The sequence below is a fragment of the Aquincola tertiaricarbonis genome (genome assembly GCF_023573145.1).
GTDB classification, from domain to species: Bacteria; Pseudomonadota; Gammaproteobacteria; order Burkholderiales; family Burkholderiaceae_C; genus Aquincola; species Aquincola tertiaricarbonis_B.
On record NZ_CP097636.1, the window covers coordinates 2,802,324 to 2,825,638 of the forward strand.

General features: G+C 62.9%; 21 protein-coding genes. 20 read left to right on the forward strand and 1 reads right to left on the reverse strand.

Annotated features, from left to right (window positions below; all coding sequences use genetic code 11):
- Positions 1 to 26: 26 nt before the first annotated feature.
- A complete protein-coding gene (locus MW290_RS27265; protein WP_250197498.1) occupies positions 27 to 1,118 on the reverse strand; it encodes an MraY family glycosyltransferase in 1,092 nt (363 codons plus the stop codon).
- Between the two features lie 167 nt (positions 1,119 to 1,285).
- Here MW290_RS27265 and MW290_RS27270 point away from each other — a divergent pair, with 167 nt between their 5' ends.
- The 20 genes from MW290_RS27270 (at position 1,286) to MW290_RS27365 (ending at position 23,310) form a co-directional block, all read left to right on the forward strand.
- Positions 1,286 to 3,283 (forward strand): SLBB domain-containing protein, encoded by a 1,998-nt coding sequence (locus tag MW290_RS27270; protein WP_250197499.1) that lies wholly within the window; start codon positions 1,286 to 1,288, stop codon positions 3,281 to 3,283.
- Positions 3,283 to 4,476 carry a GumC family protein gene (locus MW290_RS27275; RefSeq protein WP_250197500.1) on the forward strand — a complete coding sequence of 398 codons (1,194 nt, stop codon included), beginning with the start codon at positions 3,283 to 3,285 and terminating at the stop codon, positions 4,474 to 4,476. Before MW290_RS27270 ends, MW290_RS27275 begins: the two co-directional genes overlap by 1 nt.
- Positions 4,476 to 5,468, forward strand: a complete 993-nt coding sequence (locus tag MW290_RS27280) for an FAD-binding oxidoreductase (protein ID WP_250197501.1) — start codon at positions 4,476 to 4,478, stop codon at positions 5,466 to 5,468. The genes MW290_RS27275 and MW290_RS27280 overlap by 1 nt, the downstream gene beginning before the upstream one ends.
- Positions 5,469 to 5,491: 23 nt before the next feature.
- Positions 5,492 to 6,265, forward strand: coding sequence for a glucose-1-phosphate cytidylyltransferase (rfbF, locus tag MW290_RS27285; RefSeq protein ID WP_250197502.1), 774 nt, complete (start codon positions 5,492 to 5,494; stop codon positions 6,263 to 6,265).
- A gap of 4 nt (positions 6,266 to 6,269) precedes the next feature.
- A complete protein-coding gene (gene rfbG, locus MW290_RS27290) occupies positions 6,270 to 7,346 on the forward strand; it encodes a CDP-glucose 4,6-dehydratase (protein ID WP_250197503.1) in 1,077 nt (358 codons plus the stop codon).
- Positions 7,343 to 8,695, forward strand: a complete 1,353-nt coding sequence (rfbH, locus tag MW290_RS27295; RefSeq protein ID WP_250197504.1) for a lipopolysaccharide biosynthesis protein RfbH — start codon at positions 7,343 to 7,345, stop codon at positions 8,693 to 8,695. The genes rfbG and rfbH overlap by 4 nt, the downstream gene beginning before the upstream one ends.
- 2 nt (positions 8,696 to 8,697) lie before the next feature.
- On the forward strand, positions 8,698 to 9,765 hold the full coding sequence (locus tag MW290_RS27300) for an NAD-dependent epimerase/dehydratase family protein (RefSeq protein ID WP_250197505.1): 1,068 nt from the start codon (positions 8,698 to 8,700) through the stop codon (positions 9,763 to 9,765).
- Position 9,766: 1 nt separating this feature from the next.
- Positions 9,767 to 10,585 (forward strand): transketolase, encoded by an 819-nt coding sequence (locus tag MW290_RS27305; RefSeq protein WP_250197506.1) that lies wholly within the window; start codon positions 9,767 to 9,769, stop codon positions 10,583 to 10,585.
- Positions 10,578 to 11,459 carry a transketolase family protein gene (locus MW290_RS27310; protein WP_250197507.1) on the forward strand — a complete coding sequence of 294 codons (882 nt, stop codon included), beginning with the start codon at positions 10,578 to 10,580 and terminating at the stop codon, positions 11,457 to 11,459. Before MW290_RS27305 ends, MW290_RS27310 begins: the two co-directional genes overlap by 8 nt.
- Before the next feature lie 126 nt (positions 11,460 to 11,585).
- Positions 11,586 to 12,869, forward strand: coding sequence for a polysaccharide biosynthesis protein (locus MW290_RS27315; RefSeq protein WP_250197508.1), 1,284 nt, complete (start codon positions 11,586 to 11,588; stop codon positions 12,867 to 12,869).
- 30 nt (positions 12,870 to 12,899) lie between these two features.
- Positions 12,900 to 13,904: a glycosyltransferase family 2 protein gene (locus MW290_RS27320; protein WP_250197509.1), complete on the forward strand. Its 1,005-nt coding sequence runs from the start codon at positions 12,900 to 12,902 to the stop codon at positions 13,902 to 13,904.
- Positions 13,901 to 14,518 (forward strand): LbetaH domain-containing protein, encoded by a 618-nt coding sequence (locus MW290_RS27325; protein ID WP_250197510.1) that lies wholly within the window; start codon positions 13,901 to 13,903, stop codon positions 14,516 to 14,518. The genes MW290_RS27320 and MW290_RS27325 overlap by 4 nt, the downstream gene beginning before the upstream one ends.
- Positions 14,519 to 14,530: 12 nt before the next feature.
- Entirely contained in the window at positions 14,531 to 15,727 is a 1,197-nt protein-coding gene (locus MW290_RS27330; protein WP_250197511.1) for a hypothetical protein, read from the forward strand.
- A 4-nt stretch (positions 15,728 to 15,731) separates the two neighbouring features.
- Positions 15,732 to 16,544 (forward strand): glycosyltransferase family 2 protein, encoded by an 813-nt coding sequence (locus MW290_RS27335; RefSeq protein ID WP_250197512.1) that lies wholly within the window; start codon positions 15,732 to 15,734, stop codon positions 16,542 to 16,544.
- A 7-nt stretch (positions 16,545 to 16,551) separates the two neighbouring features.
- Positions 16,552 to 17,613, forward strand: coding sequence for an EpsG family protein (locus tag MW290_RS27340; protein ID WP_250197513.1), 1,062 nt, complete (start codon positions 16,552 to 16,554; stop codon positions 17,611 to 17,613).
- Between the two features lie 6 nt (positions 17,614 to 17,619).
- Positions 17,620 to 18,573 carry a glycosyltransferase family 2 protein gene (locus tag MW290_RS27345; RefSeq protein WP_250197514.1) on the forward strand — a complete coding sequence of 318 codons (954 nt, stop codon included), beginning with the start codon at positions 17,620 to 17,622 and terminating at the stop codon, positions 18,571 to 18,573.
- Between the two features lie 28 nt (positions 18,574 to 18,601).
- The gene (locus tag MW290_RS27350) at positions 18,602 to 19,579 is read left to right on the forward strand and encodes an SDR family NAD(P)-dependent oxidoreductase (RefSeq protein ID WP_250197515.1); all 978 of its coding nucleotides are present in this window, start codon (positions 18,602 to 18,604) and stop codon (positions 19,577 to 19,579) included.
- Between the two features lies 1 nt (position 19,580).
- Positions 19,581 to 20,390: a glycosyltransferase gene (locus MW290_RS27355; RefSeq protein ID WP_250197516.1), complete on the forward strand. Its 810-nt coding sequence runs from the start codon at positions 19,581 to 19,583 to the stop codon at positions 20,388 to 20,390.
- Between the two features lie 17 nt (positions 20,391 to 20,407).
- Positions 20,408 to 22,318: an HAD-IIIA family hydrolase gene (locus tag MW290_RS27360; RefSeq protein ID WP_250197517.1), complete on the forward strand. Its 1,911-nt coding sequence runs from the start codon at positions 20,408 to 20,410 to the stop codon at positions 22,316 to 22,318.
- 5 nt (positions 22,319 to 22,323) lie between these two features.
- A complete protein-coding gene (locus MW290_RS27365; RefSeq protein WP_250197518.1) occupies positions 22,324 to 23,310 on the forward strand; it encodes a GHMP family kinase ATP-binding protein in 987 nt (328 codons plus the stop codon).
- The last annotated feature ends 5 nt before the right edge of the window (positions 23,311 to 23,315 follow it).

A 23,315-nucleotide genomic window follows, 5' to 3' on the forward strand; every position in this document is an offset into this window, starting at 1 on the left:
ATCCCCGCTTGACAGACATTGCGCGCTTAACGGCGCAAAACCAGCCAACGCGGCGACCGGAAGCGCACGATGCGCCAGTACAGCGACACATAAGTGACGCCGAACAGAAGGATGAAGAACCCCAGCACCGGCGTGCTGTGCCACCACAGCACCGAGGGGATCAAGGACATCATGCACAGCAGCCACAGGTAGGGCGAGGTCATAGAGTTGCGGCGCGTGATTTCACGGGCGCTGCGGCTGCCCACCGCCCAGCGGATGACGCGGCGGTAGATCAGTGAATGCAGATGGATGCCGTCAGGCAGGCCGGGCGACACCTCACGCAAGAAGCGGCGGCGGTAGATAGAAAACAGCGTCTCGAACACCGGATAGATGCAGATCAGCAGCGGGAACATCGGCGACACGGTGGGGTTGCGATAAAGCAACAGAATCGCCAGCTCCGACAGCAGAAAACCCAGGAAATAGGCCCCACCGTCGCCCAGGAAGATCAGGCCCGCCGGGAAATTCCAGATGAAAAAGCCCAGCACCGCCCCCACGCCTGCCAGGGCCCACAGCATCACGAAGCGGTCGTCCACCTGGAAGGCGACGTAGCCCACGGCCATCAGCATCATCACCACGCACATCGACGACAAACCGTTGAAGCCGTCGATGATGTTCACCGAGTTGGCAACGCCTGCCACCACGAACACCGTGATCAGCGCCGCCCCGATGGGAAAAGCCACCACCCAGTCCAGGCCGGGCAGGTCGGTGCGCACGATGGCGGCGTCCAGCAGGTAGACGGCCAGCCCCGCGGAGATGCCGGTGGCGATCAGCCGGTTGCGCGGCGACACGCGCTTGGTCAGGTCCTCGATCAGGCCGGCACCAAACGCTGGCAGGCCGCAGGCGACCAGCAGCACACTCATCCACAGGTATTCAGGCGCGGTGAACGCGATGGCACCCACCGCAGCCACGACGGCCGCGAAGATGCCGACGCCGCCGACACGCGGCACCGACTTGGCATGGAATTTCTGGGGGCCGGACAGGTCGTGGTCGGCCGTGAGATGAGCATGCTTGTGGGCGGAACGGATCACGAGCAGCGTCACCAGGCCCGCGACGGCAAAGCCCAAGAGCAGGATCAACATGGCGCGCGAGTGTAGCGATGCGGTGCACCAACTTCTTGCAGTAACACAAGGGAAAAATGCACCTTGCCCCCTCCCAGGGCCGGGGGAGGCCCCCGTTAGAATTCCGCGCCGCAGCCGTCCGCGCGCGCTGCCGCCCTGTTTGGGGCACCGAGACACGAAGGTATTTCATGACCGAATTGATCCCGCGCCGTCAGCCTGCCTGGCGCGCGCCGATGGGCGCCCTGGTGGCGGCCATCTCCCTGGCCTTCACCGGGTTGAGCAGCCAGGCGCAGGTGCAGACCACGCAAATGCTGCAGCAGTACCAGAGCGGCCAGAGCAATGCGCAGCAGCAACAGCAGCAGCAGCAGCAGTCGATCAACACCGGCAACGATGCCAGTGGCCAGGACAGCGGCGGCCCGGTGCGCCTGCGGCAGAGCAATTCGTCGCAAATCAACAACAACCAGAACGGCGGATTCAGCAACCGCAACGCCCGCGAGCAGGACAAGCCCTATCGCCCGGGTGAGTTCGAGCTGTTCGTCAACAAGCTGGCCAACACGCTGCCAGTGCTCACGCCGGACGGCAAGATCACGCTGGACGACACCTCGGTGCGCCGCTTCGGTGCGGAGCTGGTGACGCCCGAGCTGGCCGGCGACTACGCCGCCGACTTCATGCCCCAGGTGCCGCAGGACTACCTGATCACCCCAGGCGACGAGATCGCACTCACCATCTGGGGCTCGGTGGATGCCGACCTGCGGCTGACGGTGGACCGCGCCGGCCGGCTGAACATTCCGCGCGTGGGCTCGGTGCTGGTGGCAGGTGTACGCTATGGCGACCTGCCCTCCCTGCTCAACCAGCGGGTGGCCCAGGTGTTCCGCAACTTCCAGCTCAGCGTGTCGCTGGGGCAGCTGCGCAGCATCCGCATCTATGTCACCGGGTTCACCACCAAGCCGGGTTCGTACACCGTCAGCAGCCTGTCGACCGTGGTCAACGGCCTGATGCGCGCGGGCGGCCCCTCGGCGGCCGGCACCTTCCGCAACATCGAGCTGCGCCGCGCCGGCAAGCTGGTGAGCACGCTGGACCTGTACGACCTGCTGATCAAGGGCGACCGATCTGGCGACCGGGTGCTGCAGCCCGAAGACGTGATTCACATCGGCGCCGTGGGCACGCAAACCGCCGTGATTGGCAGCGTCAACAAGCCCGCCATCTTCGAGCTGAAGAAGGGCGAAACGGTGGACGACGTGCTGCGCATGGCCGGCGGCCTGACGGCCGTGGCCGACCGCGGCCGCCTATCGGTGGAGCGTCTGGACGAACGCATCGGCGCCCGCGTGGCCCAGCTGCGCCTGCCCGAAGACCTGAAGCAGACGCCCGCCAACGGCGACGTGCTGCGCGCCTTCAGCGCGGTGGAAGCCACCCTGCCCCAGGACAAGCAGAACAAGCGCGTGCGCATCGAGGGTGAAGTGGCCCGACCGGGTGACTACATCCTGCCGCCCAACAGCTCCATCACCGACGCGATCCGCGTGGCGGGCGGGCTGACGCCGAATGCCTATGTGTTTGGCACCGAGTTCTCGCGGGAGAGCGTGCAGAAGACGCAGCAGGAGAACTATGAGCGGGCGCTGCGGGATCTGGAGACGGAGTTCGCGAAGAAGACCAGCACGCAGCGGGCGCTGACGGCGGACGAGGCGACTGCCCAGGCGACCCAGAGCACAGGCGCCTCGCGCCTGATCGAGCGGCTGCGAGCGGTGCGACCGACCGGTCGCATCGTGCTGCAGTTGGACCCGAACGCAGCGCAACTGCCTGAGCTGGTGGTGGAAAACGGCGATCGCATCTACGTGCCCGCAGTACCCACCACCGTCGGCGTGTTCGGCAGCGTGTTCAATGGGGGCAGTTACCTCTACAGCGGCGATCGCAAGGTGACGGACTACGTGAAACTGGCTGGGGGCCCAACCCGCGGTGCAGATGACGGCAGCGCCTTCGTGCTGCGGGCCAACGGCAGCGTGGTGAGCGCTCGGCAAAGCAGCGGCTTCTTCTCGGGCGGGGACTTGAACGTTCCCGCCTTACCGGGCGATACCGTGTTCGTGCCGGAGGAACTGAACAAGACCACGTTCATCCAGGCGGCCAAGGAATGGACGCAGATCCTTTACCAGTTTGGTCTGGGCGCGGCTGCGTTGCAGACGCTGAAGAATTGATGGGCGACAACATGCAAACACAAGACGCCCGCACTGTTTGGCCAAGCGAGGATCACCATAACGAAGCTGATGACATCGGAGCGCTTGAGCTCGGCATCATTTTGAAGTCACGCTGGAAGGTGTTGGTCTTCGTGCCAATCCTTGCTGGCGCCATCGCCTACGGCGGAGCACACCTCATTGCGCCGACCTTCACCGCTCAGACTACCTTTCTCCCCCCGCAGCAGCAGCAGAGCTCTGCGGCTTCAGCTCTCGCGTCGTTGGGAGCGCTCGCTGGATTGACTGGTGGTGCCGGTGTCAAGACGCCGGCCGACCAGTATGTTGCATTCATGCAGAGCGCTACTGTTTCCGACCGCATCATCGAGCGCTTCGATTTGATGCAGGTGTATGAGTCAAAGCTGAGGACTGATGCCCGGAAAACCCTGGCAGAGAAAGCAAACATCAGCGTTGGCAAAAAAGATGGTCTGATTTCTGTCACCGTGGATGACGAGGACCCTCAACGTGCCGCAGCCATTGCAAACGCCTACGTCGAAGAACTCCGCCGCCTATCAGCTTCTCTCGCAGTCACCGAAGCGCAGCAGCGCCGGGTGTTTTTTGAGCAGCAGTTGGCTCAGACAAAGGAACGCCTGACCGCTGCTCAGCGTGCGTTGGAGGCCAGCGGCTTCACTGAAGGGGCGCTGCGTTCTGAACCGAAGTCCGCCGCTGAGTCGTACGCCCGGTTGCAAGCGGAGGTCACAGCGGCCGAAGTTCGGTTGCAGACCATGCGCAGCGCCTACAACGAGAATGCGCCGGAGTTTCGAACAGCGCAAGATCGCCTTGCTGCCTTGCGCTCGCAACTGGCGAAAACAGAGAAGGTGCGCAGAAACAGCGACGACAACGACTATGTCGGCAAATACCGCGAGTTCAAGTATCAGGAGACGCTGTTCGATCTGTTTGCGCGCCAATACGAGCTGGCTCGCGTTGACGAAAGCCGCGAAGGTGCGCTAATTCAAGTGGTGGATGCAGCCACGCCGCCGGAGCGTCGGAGCAAACCCAAGCGCAGCATGATTGCGGCGGGCACTGCCGTGGCCGTCGGTTTGTTGCTCGCAGTGATCGTGCTGTTCCGCCATATTTCTCGCCTGACGCCGATTTCGCCTCAAAGGGCCGAGCGCCTGGCAGCGCTGAAGGCGTCGCTTCGTTCCAGCCGAGCCATCTGATGCCCATTGTGACCTTGGCCAACAGCAAGCAGTACGAAGCGCCGTCAGGCACTTCGCTGTTGGATGCTGCACTGGCCGCAGGCCTGGTGCTCGAGCACAGCTGCAAGACCGGCCGTTGCAGTTCGTGCAAGGCACGGGTAGTCAGAGGGCACACCGCGGCGCTTCGCGCAGAAGAAGTGCTGAGCGCCGCTGAGTCAGCGCAAGGCTGGATCCTGACTTGCGCCCGCCAAGCGTTGGATGACGTGGCCATCGACATCGAAGACCTCGGTGACTTGGCTGACTATCCCGCACGCACATGGCCTGCGCGAATCCAGCAGATCGAACGCGTGCTGGATGACGTCATCAAGGTCACGCTGCGACTGCCACCGACCGCCAAGCTGCGCTACTTGCCAGGTCAGTACATCAACGTGCTCGGCCCGGGTGGCCTCAAGCGCGCTTACTCCATCGCCAACGCGGCGCCCGGCTCCGTCGGTCCCATCGAGTTGCACATCCGGGCCGTCGAAGGCGGCGCGATGAGCACCTATTGGTTCGGCGGCGCCAAGGTCGACGACTTGGTGCGCCTGCATGGACCGCTTGGCACCTTCTTCCTGCGTGAGGCCGTGGGAGAGCACGTGGTGTTTTTGGCGACCGGAACAGGCATCGCGCCCGTGAAGGCGATGCTCGAGCAACTGGCCGCGACTCCGACAGAAAAGCGCCCGAAGTCCCTCACGGTGTATTGGGGTTGCCGACATCCGCACGAGCACTATTGGGCACCTGCTGACGACGCCCTGGCTGTTCGGTTCGTACCGGTGGCTTCGCGACCGCCAGAAGCCTGGCTTGGCGCGCGGGGGCACGTCCAGGATGTCTTCATGGCCGATGCACCTGACCTGAGCCGTACTTGGGTCTACGCCTGCGGCTCCAACGACATGATCGAAAGCGCCCAGCGCCAACTACTGGACGCCGGGCTGCCGGCCCGCCGCTTCCACTCGGACGCGTTCGTCGTTTCTGGCTGACGCCCTTCTTTCGAAAGCAAGCAATGAAAGCTGTCATCCTGGCCGGCGGCCTGGGTACTCGTTTGAGCGAAGAAACTGCCGTGCGGCCCAAGCCCATGGTGGAAATCGGCGGCAAGCCGATCTTGTGGCACATCCTCAAGATGTATTCGGCGCATGGCGTCAACGACTTCATCATCTGCTGTGGCTACAAGGGCTACGTGATCAAGGAGTACTTCGCCAACTACTTTTTGCACATGTCCGACGTCACCTTCGACATGCGAGCCAATCGCATGCACGTGCATGAGCAGCGCGCCGAGCCGTGGCAGGTGACTCTGGTGGACACGGGTGATCATTCGATGACTGGTGGACGCCTCAAGCGCGTGGCCGAGCACGTGAAAGACGAAGAAGCCTTCTGCTTCACCTACGGCGATGGCGTTAGCGACGTGGACATCACCGCATCCATCGCCTTCCATCGCGCGCATGGCAAGCAGGCCACCCTGACCGCCACTCTGCCCCCAGGTCGCTTCGGCGCACTTGACATGCACGAAGGTCAGGTGCGCGCCTTCAAGGAGAAGCCTAAGGGCGATGGCGCCATGATCAACGGCGGCTTTTTCGTGCTGAGCCCCAAGGTGCTGAGCCATTTGAAGGACGACACCACCGTGTGGGAGCAAGAGCCGCTGATGCAATTGGCCGCTGAAGGCCAACTGATGGCCTACCAGCATGACGGCTTCTGGCAACCGATGGACACACTGCGCGACAAGCACTACCTCGAAGAACTGTGGGCCAGCGGCAAGGCGCCCTGGAAGCGCTGGGACTGAAGCGATGAACGTCGACACCACCTTCTGGCACGGCAGGCGCGTGCTGCTCACCGGCCACACCGGCTTCAAGGGCAGCTGGCTGTCGCTGTGGCTGCAGAGCATGGGCGCGCAGGTGCAAGGCTTTGCGCTGCAGCCGCCCACCCAGCCGGCGCTGTTCGAGCAGGCGCGCGTGGCCGAGGGCATGGCCTCCACCATCGGCGACGTGCGTGACCGCGAAGCAGTGTTGGCCACCTTCCAGGCCTTCAAGCCTGAGATCGTCATCCACATGGCGGCGCAGCCGCTGGTGCGGCTGTCGTACGAGCAGCCAGTGGAAACCTACGCCACCAACGTCATGGGCACGGTGCATGTGCTGGACGCCGCCCGCCAGACTGACAGCTTGCGCGCCATCGTCAACGTGACGACGGACAAGTGCTACGAGAACAAGGAATGGGTGTGGGGCTACCGTGAAGACGAGCCCATGGGCGGCCATGACCCCTACAGCAACAGCAAAGGCTGCTCGGAGCTGGTGACCGCGGCCTACCGCAAGTCGTTCTTCAACGCCCGCGGCGTGGCCCTGGCATCCGGCCGTGCAGGCAACGTCATCGGCGGCGGCGACTGGGCACTGGACCGCCTGGTGCCCGACGTGCTGCGCGCCTTCGAGCGTGATGCGCCGGTGCGCATCCGCAACCCGCATTCCATCCGCCCGTGGCAGCACGTGCTGGAGCCGCTGTCAGGCTACCTGGTGCTGGCGCAAACGCTGTACGCGCAGGGCGCCAGCGCCTCAGAAGCCTGGAACTTCGGGCCCCGTGACGACGACGCCAAGCCGGTGCAGTGGATCGTCGAGAACCTGGTGCAGCGCTGGGGCCGAGGCGCGCGGTGGGCGGTGGACGAAGGCGATCATCCGCATGAGGCGCACTACCTCAAGCTGGACATCTCCAAGGCCGGCAGCCGGCTGGGTTGGCAACCGGCCTGGACCCTGGACACGGCGCTGGCCCGCATCGTCGACTGGCACCAAGCCTGGCTAGACAAGCAAGACGTGCGCGAAGTCTGCCTGCGGCAGATCGCGCAATACATGAACACGAAGACCAAGGAAATCGTATGAGCAGCGTGATCGCTCCCATCCTGACCCCGGCCGACGCGCTGCGCCGCCAGATCTCCGAGCTGGTGAAGCAGTACGCCGACCTGACCCTGGCCCCCAAGCCCTTCGTGCCCGGCGAATCGCCGGTGCCCGTCTCGGGCAAGGTGATCGGCGCCAAGGAACTGCAGCTGATGGTCGAAGCCTCGCTCGACGGTTGGTTGACCACCGGCCGCTTCAACGCGCAGTTCGAGCATCGGCTGGCCAAGTTCCTGGGTGTGCAGTACCTGATCACGGTGAACTCCGGTTCATCGGCCAACCTGGTGGCCTTCTCCGCCCTCACCTCGCCGCGCCTGGGTGACCGCGCCATCAAGCAAGGCGACGAAGTGATCGGCGTGGCCGCGGGCTTCCCGACCACGGTCAACCCCATCCTGCAGTTCGGCGCTGTGCCGGTGTTCGTGGACGTGGACCTGGCCACGCACAACATCGACGCCAGCCTGATCGAAGCGGCCATCACGCCCAAGACCAAGGCCATCATGCTGGCCCACAGCCTGGGCAACCCGTTCAACCTGGACGTGGTGACGGCGCTGTGCAAGAAGTACAACCTGTGGCTGGTGGAAGACTGCTGCGACGCGCTGGGCGCCACCTACAACGGCCAGCTGGTGGGCACCTTCGGCGACATCGGCACCTTGAGCTTCTACCCGGCGCACCACATCACCATGGGTGAAGGCGGCGCGGTGTTCACCAACAACCCCGAACTGAAGCTGATCGCCGAGTCGTTCCGCGACTGGGGCCGCGACTGCTACTGCCCGCCCGGCAAAGACAACACCTGCAACAAGCGCTTCTGCTGGAACAAGCAGGAGCTGGGCGGCGACCTGCCCGACGGCTATGACCACAAGTACACCTACAGCCACCTGGGCTACAACCTGAAGATCAGCGACATGCAGGCCGCCTGCGCGCTGGCCCAGATGGACCGTGTGGACGAGTTCATCGCCAAGCGCCGCGCCAACTTCGCGTACCTGAAGAACCGCCTGGCCAGCGTGGCCGAGTTCCTGCACCTGCCGGAAGCCACGCCCAACAGCGAGCCTTCGTGGTTCGGCTTCCCGCTGGTGCTCAAGGACACCGCCGGCGTGCAGCGCAGCGACCTGATCAACTTCCTTGACCAAAGCAAGATCGGCACGCGCCTGCTGTTCGCCGGCAACCTGACCAAACAGCCTTACATGGCCGGCCGCAACTTCCGCGTGAGCGGCGAGCTGACCAACACCGACATCGTGATGAACCAGACCTTCTGGCTGGGCACCTTCCCGGCGTTGGGGGAGGAGCAGTTGGATTACATCGCGGAGAAGCTGGAAGAGTTCTTTGGGGTCAACTTCTGAGTATGAGCGCTTACGTTCCCGGTTTGCTGCAGCTGCCACCTGACGACCTTGACCGCGTTGTAGACGCGGTTGGAAGCCGCTGGGAACGCCTGCGCGGACAACGACTGCTGCTCACTGGCGGAACCGGCTTCATCGGCAAGTGGTTGCTGGCGACCTTCCTGCATGCCAACCGCAAGCGGGGCTTGTGCGCGCAGATCGTGGCTCTGAGCCGCCGACCCGAGGCGTTGCTGCAGGAGTTTCCTGAGCTGCACGGCGCCACCGAGATCGAGTGGCTGACCGGCGACGTGCGTCACCTCACTCCGGAGGCCGCAGGCACCTGCAACTTCGCCATTCATGCCGCAACCGACGTGGTGGCCTCGAGCACGCCAGCCGACATCCTGGAGACCTGCGTCACAGGCACGCACCGCGTCCTTGATGCGATGTCGCCTGGCATCACACCCCGGCGTGTCTTGCTGCTCAGCTCGGGGGCCGTTTACGGTCGAACGCCACCTGATCTGCGCGCCATCCCTGAGGATTGGTCAGGAGCGCCCGATCCGCTCTCACCCGCGTCAGCTTATGGCGAGGGGAAGCGGGTGAGCGAGTTGTTGTGCGCCATGAGGGCCGCAACGCGCCCGGGCTTGGAGGTGTCGATCGCGCGGTGCTTCGCTTTCGTCGGCCCCCATCTGCCGTTCGACAAACACTTTGCGATCGGCAATTTCATAGGCGCCGCTCTACGCGGAGAGGACATCTGCATCCAAGGTGACGGAACACCACTGCGAAGCTACCTCTACGCTGCTGACCTTGCGCACTGGCTGTGGGTCATGCTCTTTGACGCGCAAAGTGGCCGCGCCTACAACGTCGGCGGGGCCGAGGGCTTGTCGATCGGGCAACTCGCCCATCGGGTCAATCGCGTCCTCAATGGATCCGGCGAAGTCCGCATCGCCCAGTCTCCGCGCCCTGGTGCCGTACCGCAAGCTTACCTGCCATCGGTCGATCGCATCGACGCAGAGCTTGGCCTGACCGCGACCGCCAGCCTGGACGAAGCCATCCTCCGTACGGCCCGCTGGGCTTCCTCCTCTTCGAGGACCTGAAATGAAAAGCCTCCAAATCGACAGCCCGGACCTTGCCCGCCGCATGCGAATACAGGCGTTGCAGATGGTGCACAGAGCCAAGGCATCACACATCGGCTCTGCCCTCTCCATCTGCGACATCGTCGCAGTTCTCTACGGCCAAGTGCTGCGCCTGGACCCCAAACAACCAGGGGCCGCGCAGCGGGACCGCTTCATTTTGAGCAAGGGTCACGCCTGCGTCGCGATCTACGCCGCGCTCGCGGAGACAGGCTTTTTCCCCACAGACGACCTGCTGAAGTACGGCCAGGACCATTCGGTTCTGATGAACCACATCAGCCACAAGGTGGCGGGTGTCGAGTTTTCCACAGGCTCCCTGGGCCACGGTCTGCCGTTCGGCACCGGAAAGGCTTTGGCCGCGAAGCGCTCAAAGCTGGACTGGCGTACCGCAGTGCTGCTGAGCGACGGCGAGCTCGGCGAGGGCTCCAACTGGGAAGCGATGATGTTTGCCGCACACCACGGACTCGACAACCTGGTGGCGATCGTCGACTACAACAAGCTGCAGAGCCTGACGACCGTCGACAAGACACTGCGCGTAGAGCCTCTGGCGGACAAGGCGCGCGCCTTCGGCTGGGCCGTGCGCGAAGTCGACGGCCACGACCATGCGGCGCTGGCCGCCCTGCTCAACGCGCTACCGTGGGAGCCCGGTAGGCCCTCATTCCTCATCGCCCACACGACCAAGGGCAAGGGCGTCAGCTTCATGGAGAACAGCGTTGACTGGCACTACAAGTCGCCCTCTGCGGAACAACTCGCCCAGGCGCTGGGAGAACTGAACCATGCGTAATGCCTTCATCCAGGAATTGGTGGCGCTGGCCCGCCTGCATCCGCAGATCGCGCTGATCGTCGGCGATCTGGGCTACTCCGTCGTCGAGCCCTTCGCCGACGAATTTCCGGAGCGCTTCATCAATGCGGGCGTCGCCGAACAGAACATGACAGGTTTGGCCGCCGGCATGGCCTCGGAGGGTTACCACGTCTTCACGTACTCGATCGCCAACTTTCCGACCTTCCGCTGCGCGGAGCAGATCCGCAACGACGTGGCATACCACAAGCTGCCGGTGACGGTTGTCTCGGTCGGTGGCGGTCTGGCCTATGGGGCACTGGGGTACTCGCACCACGCCGTACAGGACTACGCGCTCATGCGCACGCTGCCCAACATGCTGATCGCAGCGCCCGGAGATCCGATGGAGGTCCAGGCGTGCATGCGCTACCTGGTGGAGCATCCGGGTCCGTCCTATCTTCGATTGGGCAAGGCGGGCGAGCCGAACTTCCATGGCGCTCCGCCAGACGTCGCTCCGGGCCGTTGGCTGAAGGTGCGCGAGGGCAACGAAAAGCGTGCTTTGCTCAGTACGGGCGCCTGCCTTCAGATCGCGATGGAATGGGCCAATAAGGACGAACATGCCGATCGGGCGGTCTACACGATGCCCCTCTGGTCCATGGCCGACAAGCCTGCCCAGGCCGAGCTGCTGCGCTTCCGAGACGAGGTCGTGACCATCGAAGATCACCTGCAGGACGGCGGCTTCGGCTCGTGGTTGCTGGAAGCCAAGGCGATGTACGCCGCGCTGGGCTGCACGGTCCGAACGGTCGCCCTGAGCCCCGAGGTGTGTGGCACGGTGGGCTCGCAGGCGACGCTGAATCGGTTGGGCGGCCTGACTATCTGAAGACTTCACGTCTTCTATCCCCCGAGCTTCATGGAACCCAGCGTCAACGCAGTGCCCGGCACCTCCCCAGCCGCCACCACCCCACCTAAGCGTAGCGGATGGCACGGCATCGACTTTCACGTGTTGATGACCTTGCTGTTTCGTGGATGGAGCATCCTGGGCGGAGCCATCACGCTCCTCGTGGTTCCAATTTTTCTTAGCCCTGTTGAGCAGGGCTATTACTACACTTTCGCGAGCATCCTGGGCCTGCACATATTCTTCGAGCTTGGCTTGAGCCAAGTCGTTGTGCAACTTGTCGGCCATGAGGTCGCTCACCTTACAGTAGGCGACAGAAAGCTGGAAGGGGACCGGGTGCGCATTGATCGCGTGGCATCCCTCGTACAACTGCTCAGGCGATGGTATGCAGTCGCGGCGATTCTATTCGGCATTCTGGGCGGCCTCGCTGGTGCTTACTTCTTCCAACACCGAGCTCAGTTGCCACTGGCAGCTTGGTTACCAGTCTGGATCGTCCTAGCAATCGCCACTTCGGTCAACCTCGCCTACACACCAGCATTGGCTCTTTTGGAGGGCACCGGACGTGTCGGCAACGTGGCCCGGCTTCGCTTGGTTCAGTCCCTGCTCGGATATGGAGGGCTTTGGTTGACTCTCGTCTGTGGCGGACATCTGTGGGCGGCTGCCACCACGTCTGTCGCGTCAGCGATAACGACTGCCTATTGGGTTCGAAACGAGGGGGCCCTCTACCAGTGGTTGAAGCATCTCAAATTCCTTCCGGCCAATCAGATTGATTGGCGGCGCGAGATGTTGCCCTTTCAGTGGCGAATCGCCGCGAGTTGGATCAGCGGGTACTTCATCTTCTATGCGTTCACGCCACTTATCTTCTCTCATCGTGGCGCCGCCGAAGCCGGTCGCTTTGGCATGGCGATGACAGTCTTCAATTCGGTCTCGTCGGTCGGGATGAGCTGGATCAATGCCAAGGCTCCGACCTTTGGCATGCTTATATCCAGAGGACAACGCTCCGAGCTGAACACTCTCTTCGTGGATGTTTTCAGACGCTCAATGATCTTTACCGCCGCAGCCAGTCTCGCGGTGATCATGGGCACCTATCTGCTCTCCTTGACAGGATGGGCATTCATTTCGCGCATTGCAGCCCCCGGTGTGATTGCATGCCTTGGAGTTGTTTGCATTATCAATTGCATAGTCTTCTCGGTCGCCACGTTCATGCGGGCACACAGGGAAGAACCGATGCTCCCTGTCTCCGTTGCGGCAGGGATTGGAACGGCAGCCATTGCCTACTGGGGATCGATGCACAGCATCCTCTTGATGAGCCTCCTCTACTTGGCGCTGAATCTCTGCATGGTTCTACCGTGGTCCGTCCTCCTATTTAGACGCTACTTCCAACGAACAGCTTGATTCGTGGATCATCCATTACTCACCATCATCGTGCCGACCTACAACCGCGCGAAGCACCTGCGAGCGCTGTTGGATGTTCTGCTGCTTGAACTCGAGGCCCTGCATGATCAGGTTAATGTGATCATCGGAGACAACGCGTCCACCGATCAAACTCCGGAGGTGATTCACTCGTTCTCGACTGCAGCAATCTCTGACGTGCGAGTTCTTCGTCATGCGTCCAACGTAGGGCCGGATGAGAACTTCTGCCGGTGCGTGGAGGCCGTATCGTCTCCGTACTTTTGGATCATTGGCGACGATGATCTACCTCGAGCCGGCGCCCTAGGCAGCTTACTCAAGCTCCTGCAGTCCGAACGACCGGACCTGGTATACCTCTGCAGCAGTTGGAGCGAAACACTTGAGCACAACAGCCCAGACAACCCTGTCCCTTCCCCCTTGAACGCCGTGCGGCTCGACCGAAATGCGTTCGCTCGTAGGGTTCATGTCTGGTCGTCGTTCATATCTGGTTGCATCGTGAGCCGTTCGCTCGCTCCTGATCCAGATCTCCGGCGATACACCGGGACGAACTTGGTACAACTTGGCTGGGTGCTCGGTGCAATGTGCCATGGACGGCGATTCATCGTGGTCAAAGAGCCAACTGTCTTCGCGACCGCTGGGAACACCGGCGGCTACTCGGTGCTCAAAGTCTTTGGGCAGAATTTCCAGCGCATCACTCGGGATGTGTTTAACCAAGACCAGACATCCCGCCAGATCGGCGAACTCATCGTCCGGCGCACTTCGTTGTCCTTCCTACCGGATTTGGTTTGGGGATTCCGTCAGGCACGCTTGGGAAAGTTCGACCAGTCTGAGACTGTGGAATCCGCGCTGGAACCTCAACTGGGGAGAAGCCTTACTTATCGTTTGGTGATCCTCCCCGTGGCGAAGCTGCCAGAGGGTGCCGCTCGAGTCGCCCTGAAGGGTGCGCGTACTTTGGCTCGTCTTTTGCACATCTACGACGCCGTGCATGTGCGGCTGCGTGGTGCTCAACAGCAGCTATGAATCGCTTCGCCCGCATCCTGGCGAAAGGGCCTCAGCTCTTGCTTCAACGCGTTCGTAATGCACTCTGGCGTTGCATTCTCGCTTGTCCCGAACTAGAGCTGGGCGAGGGCGCGCAGATCTTCGGCGATCGTCGGATGCGCCTTGGACAGGGGTTTCGAGCCGGTCGGCTGCTGTGGCTGGAAGCCGTGTCAGTCTATGGCACTCACCGCTACACGCCAACCCTGACGATTGGCGCTCGGTTCAGTGGCAGTGACGCGGTGCATATCGCCTGCGCTTACTCGGTCGAGATTGGTGACGACGTTCTGGTCGGCAGCAAGGTGCACATCACCGATCATAACCACGGCCTGTACCGAGGCGAAGGCCCGCACTCGTCGCCAGACGTGCCGCCAGCCGGCCGTCCGCTGCAGGGCGGCGCCGTGCGCGTTGGTCACCGGGTATTTCTTGCAGACGGCGTGGTCGTTCTCCCTGGCAGCACGATCGGCGACGGCGTGATCGTAGGCGCCAATTCCGTGGTCTCGGGCCACCTCCCCGCTCACACGATGTGCGTGGGCGCTCCCGCGCGCCCAATCAAGCGCTACGACACGACGAGCCAAACTTGGCAACGCATCGCCTGACACGACGAACGCATGGAACGAGCCTGCTTTTTTACCAGCATCGCGCTGAACTACTTGCCCAAGGCCCTGGCCCTGGCCAAATCAGTCTTCGACGTCTATCCGCATACGCGCTTCGTCATCTCGATGGCGGATCTCGGTCTTCTGGATTCGGTTCAACTCCAGGCGATAGACGGCCTGGTCCGCGACTTTGCGGATCAAGGCCGCACCCTGGAGTTCCTGGACCCCCTTGAGCTCTATGACAGGCCCGACCTGCTGTCCTTCAAGTTCAACGTGGTTGAAATCTGCACCTGCGTGAAACCCGCGGTATCGATCCGATTGCTGGAGCGCGACGAAAACGTCACCTATCTCGACCCCGACACCATCTTGTATACGCGCCTCCCCGACAAGAACGCGGCGGGGTGGGACATGGAGGTGACGCCCCACGTGCTCTCCCCGTCTCTGCCCGGCAGCGCGATCTCCGAGCGCAAGTTCATGTACTACGGCGTGTTCAACCTCGGGTACTTTGGCGTGCGTCGAAGCCCGCAGGCGCTGGCATTCCTGCGCTGGTGGAAGGACTTCTGCGTCAATTACGGCGCGGATGCACCGCAGACGGGCTTGTTCGTCGACCAGAAGCCTGTGGATCTCTTGCCCTGCTTCGTAGACCACGTTCGAGTGCTACGCCATCCCGGCTGCAACGTCGCCTGGTGGAACCTGTTCGCCGATGGCCGGCAGTTGGCCAACACCCGTACCGTCACCTTTGAAGGCGAGCAGACCCCGCTGGTGTTCTTCCACTTCAGCAACCTGCACCGGCCAACGGATCCCGCCCATCGCAAGATCGCCAATCCGCTGCCGGACCAGGATCAAGCGCTCGCGGCAGGCATATCAAGTGTCCTGTTGAAGGACCACCAGGTGGTACTCGACCTCTTCAATGAGTACGACCGCCTCACGGGTGAATTCGGCGGCGCTTGCCGCACCATCGGCGGCGTGCCGTCTGCGCGCGCGCGCCGCCAAGTGCCGCTCACGATTCGCCTGCTACTTGCCGAGGCGCTACGCCGAGGCATGACCTACAGCCAAGATCCATTCCATCAGACCAACAGCCAAGTCGTTCGTCGTTGTCTGGGCTATCTGCTGCGGAACACAAGTTGGCGCGATGCCAAGCTGATCATTGGATCCAATATTCAGTACCTCAAGCTGTCGCTGTCGCTTCGCTTGTTGCGCCACCAGCCCTGAAGTCATGGCTTCGATCACCATCATCACGTCCACGTTCAACTGCCAAGAGGCATTGCGCGAGACCGCTGCGTCGATTCGAGAACAGCATCTGTCTGGGCTGCAGTGGATCATCGCGGATGGCGGATCCACCGACGGAACCATCGGTGTCATCGAGGAGAACGCCGACATCGTCAGTCATTGGCATTCGGAAAGGGACCGCGGGATCTACGACGCCTGGAACAAGGCCGCGGCCCATGTGAAGGGTGACTGGGTCATGTTCCTCGGCGCTGGAGACTTGCTGCTTGCGAACGATTCGCTCGAGCGTGCTGCGCGGGCGCTCGATGGGGTGCCGACAGGCACGTTGCTGGCCTATGGCGGCGTCGCGTTGGTCGATACTCAGGGACGAACGATCCAGTACGAGCGCGAGGTGGACTTCTCGCGCTGGCACCAAGGGCGCCCGGTGCTGCCATGTCATCAGGGTGTATTCCAGCACCGAGCCCTATTGGTTACGCCCCAGCCGTTCGACAGCTCCCTGCGCATCTGCGCCGATGCCAAGCTGATGCTGCAGGCGGTGGCCAAGGCCCCCCCGGCGTATCTCGGCTTCGATGTCGCGAAAATGGTCGTCGGTGGCATCAGCACGACGACACGCGGCTGGCTCACCATGGCCCGCGAGAACCGGCGCATCTGCGAGGACCTCGGTCTGCGTTCCCCGCTGTACCACCGCGTCGGCATGGTCCGGCTGTACGCGAAGCTCGCCGTCGGCAAGGTGCTGGGCCGTCACGTCGGCAAGGCGGCCAACGCCTATCGACGCCTCACCGGCCGCAAGCCGATCTACTGAGGTTTCCGTGATCTACGTCGTCACCTTCGTTCTCGCGCTGGCGCTGATCGTGCCGGGCTCGATGCATCGGTCGTTCAACCTGCTTGGCGGGTTGGTGCTGCTCACCATCCTCTGTGTGATGACCAGCATTCGCTTGGACACGGGGACGGACTTCCCGACTTATGTGGCGATCTGGGACAACTTCCCTCCCTTGGAGCAGGCTCACTTCGGCGATCTGATCGGTGGCTTTTACGAGCCGCTGTTCTCGGTCGCGAACGCACTCCTCAAGACCTTCTCCTCCTCGCAGTTCTTGTTCTTCGCTTTCTACGCCTGCCTGACGCTGATCGTGCTCCACGTCGCGCTGCAACGTATCCCGAGGATCAACCTTCCCTACGCGTACGCCTACTACTTCGCGGTCTTCCTGCTGCCCTACACGTTTAACGCGATGCGGCAGTCGATCGCGATGTCGATCTTCCTGCTGGCAATACCGGCGGTCGTCGAACGCAGGACCAGAATGGTGCTGCTCCTGTCGTTGGCGGCCGGCGGTTTCCACTTCAGCGGCTTCCTCATCGGCGTGGGTTATGTCTTTCTCCGCGTCTGCGATCGCCTCGGATTGAAGGTTTGGACCGTCTTCCTCATTTCGGCCGGTGTGGGCGTCGTCATGGCGGCCACCGGTCTGCTGAGCCGGATCTTCTTCCTGATCTTCCCCGGCACCGTCGAGGTGTATGCCGACCTCTTCGATGCCACTTCGTCAGTCAGCAACATCGTGATGCGTCTGGGCCTGTGCGTACTCATGTTGACCGGCGCAGACGTCGGGCGCGGCGAGCGACGTCACATCAACGCCCTGCTGACCGTGTATTTCCTGGGCTTGCTCATCTATCTTGCCCTGTTCCAATTCAACCTGCTTGCCACCCGATTCAACATGCTGTTCCGCGTGCTGGAGGTGGTGCTGTTCCCGTTGATCGCGGCCCGTCTTCCGATGGGCCGACGGCTCGTCTTTGGTGGCACCACGTTGGCGCTTGCGCTGGCGACTTTGCTGGTCACCGCCGCCGAGCCCGACTACGCCTACGCGTTCTCCCTTCCCTTCTGAGCCGGTATGTTCTCCGTCGTCATCATCACCCACAACCGGCCTGAGGAACTGCTGCGCGCCGTGGCCAGCGTCGCCTCGCAGACAGTTCAGCCGCATGAGATCGTCGTTGTCGACGATGCCTCATCTCCTCCTGTCGATGCGGTTGCGTTGCAGTCCCGCACGGGCCCGGTCCCTCTGCGCGTTGTCCGCCATGAATCGCCTCGCGGTCCCAGCGGTGCGCGAAACGCCGGGATCGAGGCAGCGAGTCAGGACTGGATCGCCTTCCTGGACGACGACGACGAATTCGACGCAATGAAGATTGAGGCGCTGCGCAACGACATCGCGGCCCGACCGGACAGCGACGTGCTCTATCACCCCGCGCTCATATTGATGGTCAACGAGGATGTGCGCTACGCCTCGCAACCGGTGGCGCTCCCAGAAGGCCGGGCCGGGTTTCGGGCATTGCTGGTCAAGAACCTAATTGGCGGCACGTCGATGGTCGCCGCGCGCCGACAGGCGTTGCGCGATGCCGGAGGATTCGACGAGCAGTTGCGGGCCTTCGAGGACTATGAGCTCTGGCTCCGCATGGCGCGCCGCGGCCAACGCCTGCGATTGCTCGATCGGGTTCTCACGCGCTACTACCACGTGACGCGCAAGCGCAGCGTGACCAAGTCCCAGGACGCGGGCATGGGCGCATTCTTGGCCATAGAAGCGCGCTACCAGGCCGACTACGACAGCCTGACACCTCAGGAGCGCCGCGCTCACGCCCTGTGGCGCTACGACACGATCACGCATCGCGCGATCCTCAACCTGCGGTACCGCGAGACCCTGGCATCGGTGGCTCAGACTCTTCGCCTCTTCCGGCAACCCAAGTACGTCCTCATTCTGGCTGCAGCCTGCCTCGGACCGCGCTTCCTGATCCGTCTCAAGGCTCGCATGGCCCGTCGGCTCCCGGCGGCGGCCTCCACGCCGACTGCGTGACCCCTGCAACCCCATCGAGCACACCTGCATGTCTCAATCCACTGTTTCCATCGTCGCTGGCGGCGCCGGCTTCATCGGCGCCAACCTGGTGCCACGCTTGCTTGAGGAAGGCCGGCACGTGCTGGTCGTCGACAACTACTCGCGCGGCTCGGCCAACAACCTAGGACATATCGCTTCCGACCCGCGCGTGACGTTGATTCAAGCCGACGTTTCGGATCGCGCGGCGACCGCCGAGACGTTCCGCCGAGCTGCGTCGATCGGAACGGTCGACGAGGTGTGGCATCTCGCGGCCAACTCGGACATCCCCGCCGGCGTCCAGGACAGCGATGTCGACTTCAAGGACACCTTCCGCACGACCTTCGAACTGCTGCGCGCAATGCGCGAGTTCGGCGTGCCCGACCTTCACTTCGCCTCCAGTTCCGCCATCTACGGCGATCTCGGTGAGCAGAGCCTGCACGAGTCGATCGGCCCGCTGCTCCCCATCTCCAACTACGGCGCCATGAAGCTCGCTTCGGAAGCCCAAGCGAGCGCCGCTGCCGAGAGCTTCCTGCGCCGTGTGAACCTGTTCCGATTCCCGAACGTCGTCGGCGTACCCGCAACGCACGGGGTCCTGCTGGACTTCGTGAACAAGCTGGCCGCGACCCCGGATGTGCTGCATGTGCTGGGCGATGGCACGCAGCAGAAGGCCTACCTGCATGTGTCTGATCTTGTCGCCGCCATGCTGGCGGTTCGTGCTCGCAAGGTGGAAGGCAAGGTCGAAGTTGTGAACATCGGCCCTACCGATGAAGGCGTGACTGTTCGCTGGATTGCCGAGAGCGTGGTCGCCCGCGTGCGCCCGCAGGCTCGAATCGCGTTCGGCCAAGGCAACAAGGGCTGGGTCGGTGACGTCCCGAAGTTCAACTACTCGACCGCACGCCTGCAGTCCTACGGCTGGACCCCCAAGCTAGGTTCGGCGCAGGCCATCGCGCGCGCCATCGACGAGATCGCCCGCCAGCAAGGTGTCTAACTTGAGCGTTCCCTCCCCTCGCGTAACCCTGGTCGTGCCGGCGTTCAACGAGCCGGTCGATGTGATCACGGAAAGCCTAGATAGCGTACGCACCCAGACCCTGACAGACTTCGAATGCATCGTGGTCGATGAGAGCACCGACGCTCAAGCCGCCCAGGCCTGTCGAGCCCTGTGCGAGCGCGATACGCGCTTCCGGTATGTCCATCCTGAAGAGCGGCTTGGTCTGGCGGCGAGCTTGAATCTCGGCATCTCGATGGCTCGTGCGCCCCTGATCGCCCGCTTCGACTCCGATGACATCTGCATGCCCGATCGGCTTGAACGTCAGGTTTCGTTCATGGATGGACACCCCGACGTCGGAGTGCTTGGGGGCGGCCTCGAGATCATGGATGAGACGGGCCGCACGCTGGCCTTCCGGTCTTACCCCGCCGACCATGCCATGATCGAGCGGAAGCTGCAGACGACCACGCCGATCGCCCATCCGACCGTGATGCTGCGCAAGGCGCTCATTGAGCACCACGGCGGCTACGACGCAGGTTTCCGCTTCGCGGAGGATCTCGATCTCTGGTTGCGTCTGGCCAACCGCGGTGTCCGCTTCGCCAACCTGCCCGAAGTGCTTGTTCGCTATCGGCAGCAGCACACCAGCCGCAATAGCCGCCATTGGGAATTCAACCTGCGTGCTCGCAAGCGCAACTTCACGACCCGCCATCTGCCGCACCGCCTGCTCGGCCTGTGCATCTTCTCCGTTTGGGGCAAGTTGCCGGCGAGCGTTCAGCAGCGTGTCTTCCATGGACTGCTGCTGCGCAAGCGCTGATCTCGACGGACTTCCTCATGACACATTCCGGACTCTGCAACGTTGCCATCCTGGCTGGCGGCATGGGCACCCGCCTCAAGGTACGCACCGGCAACCTGCCCAAACCGATGGCGCCTATCCATGGCCGCCCCGTGCTCGAGCATCAGATTGAACTGTGTCGGCGCCATGGCTTCACTCGTATCGCGCTGCTGGTTCATTACGAGCACGAGACGATTCACGCGCACTTCGGCGACGGGGCTGCATTCGGGGTCGAGTTGACCTATTGCATCGAAGGCGAGGCCCGCGGAACCGCTGGCGCGCTGTCCGACGCTCTGAGCAGCATGGACGAACGCTTCCTCGTGCTCTACGGCGACACCTACGCCGACATCGATTTGCGTGCGATCTGGAAGCGGCATGCGGACACTCAAGCTGCGGCCACCCTGCTGCTGCATCCGAATGATCATCCGCATGATTCCGATCTCGTGGAAGTCGATGCTGACGGTCGAGTCATTGCCGTGCACCCCTATCCTCATCCCGAGGGTTCGGCATTCCGCAACCTCGTGAACGCTGCGCTCTATGTCATGGATCGTCAGCGGTTGTCCAGTCTGATCCCGACAGACCGGAAGTCGGACCTTGCCAAGCACACATTCCCCGCGATGCTGAGCGCCGGTCTCCGCCTCCATGCCCATATCACGCCGGAGTACATCAAGGACATGGGGACACCGGAGCGCCTGGACAAGGTCGAGCGCGACATCACCGTCGGACTGCCCGAGAGGCTCTCCACGCGATCGCCGCGTACCGCAGTGTTCCTGGATCGCGATGGCACCATCAATGTCGAGGTGAACCACCTCAACTCACCGGATCAGTTGGCCCTGATCCCCGGCGCCGGAGATGCGGTGCGTGCGCTCAATCGCGCTGGGGTTCTCGCGGTCGGTGTCACCAATCAACCGGTGGTCGCTCGGGGTGAGGTGTCGATGGCCGGACTAGAACGCATCCACGCCAAGCTTGACCATCTGTTGGGTCAGAGCAAGGCATTCCTCGATGGGCTCTATGTCTGCCCCCATCATCCGCACAAGGGTTTCCCGGGCGAAGTACCCGAACTCAAGATCGAATGCGACTGTCGCAAGCCACGCACTGGGCTCATTGATCGCGCGGTCCGCGACCTCGCGATCGACCGTCGTTCGTCCTGGATCGTCGGCGACACGAGTTCCGACATCGAGGCTGGACGACGTGCCGGTCTGCGCACGGTGCTCGTGCGAACCGGGCATGCAGGCTTGGACGGCAAGCAGAACGTGTCCCCCGACTACGTGGTCCCCGATCTCGCCGCGGCGGTCGACTGGATCCTACGAGGTCACAGTTCCGTAGCGCGACAGCTTTTCTCCGTCTGTGCAGCAGCGACAACAAGTCGCTTGGTCCTCGTCGGCGGCCCCGCTCGAGCCGGCAAGACGTCGGCAGCGCAGGTGCTGGCAGAACTCATGACCGCGGCGGGGCGCACGTCTCATGTGATTTCTCTGGATGGCTGGTTGCTACCGGGCGAAGCCCGCGCCGAAGGCCATGGCGTGCTTGACCGCTACGACATGCCGACGGCGCGGGCTCTGCTTCAGTCGCTGCTGCTGGCTTCGGATCGGCGCGAGATCCGAGTGCCCGAGCACGACAGGAAGAATCGCACGCTCCGCGCGGGTGCGCCGCGCTCGATCGGTCCGAACGATCTGCTGGTCGTCGAGGGCGTCACGGCCTTGATGGACGATGCGCTGCTTGCGCAGACTGATGTCCGGGTCTTCGTGGACGTCCCCGACGACATTCGACGAGAGCGGCTACAGGCCGAGTACGCATGGCGTGGTGACGATCCGGCAACAGTCGCACATCGCCTCGCCTCGCGAGAGCGAGACGAACTGCCCGCTGTACGCGCCTCGGCGGCACGGGCCACGCATCACCTTCAGAGCATCTAGCCTCCATGATTCTCAGCAAGACTCCATTACGCATGAGCTATGTCGGCGGCGGCAGCGATCTGCCGGCGTTCTATCGCGAAGAGCTCGGCGCCGTGCTTTCGACATCAATCGACAAGTACATGTACATCGCCGTCAATCGCAAGTTCGACGGCAGCATCCGCGTCAGCTACACACGCACCGAAGAGGCAACCAGCCCGTCGCAGATCGAGCATCCATTGGTGCGCGAAGCGCTTGGGGTGGTCGGCATCGAAGGCGGCATCGAGATCGCCTCCATGGCCGACATCCCCTCGAAGGGGTCTGGCCTGGGCTCCTCGAGCACCTACACGGTGGGGCTGCTGAACGCACTCTATGCCTATCGCAATCAGTTCGCCTCGAAGGAGAAGCTTGCACGCCAGGCTTGCGAGATTGAGATCGAGCGCTGCGGTGAGCCCATTGGTAAGCAGGACCAGTACGCCGCGGCCTTTGGCGGCCTGAACCTGATCCGCTTCCACCCCGACGAATCGGTGTCGGTCGATCCGGTAATCTGCAAGCCCTCGCTGCTGCAAGAGCTGGAGGACTCGACGCTCGTGTTTTTCACCGGACGCACCCGCAGCGCGTCCGCAGTGCTCGCGAATCAGTCGGCGGCCATGCAGGCCACGGATCGGCGCCTCCTCATGCGGCGCATGGTGCAGTTGGCCTTCGAGATGAAGGAACAGCTGGAGTCCGGTACGCTGGATCATTTCGGCGACCTGCTCGATGAAAATTGGCGACTGAAGGCGCAGTTGACCTCCGGCATCACGGACCCTCAGATCGATGCTTGGTACAGCGCCGGCATGTCTCATGGTGCGCTGGGCGGCAAGCTGCTCGGCGCAGGAAATGGCGGCTTCATGATGTTCTATGCGCCGCCTGAGCGTCATGCGCGGATTACTGCCGCGCTCTCCGATCTGCAACCGGTGAAGTTCCGCTTCGACCGAACCGGCGCGCAGATCGTGTTCTATCAACCCACCGAGTGATCGCT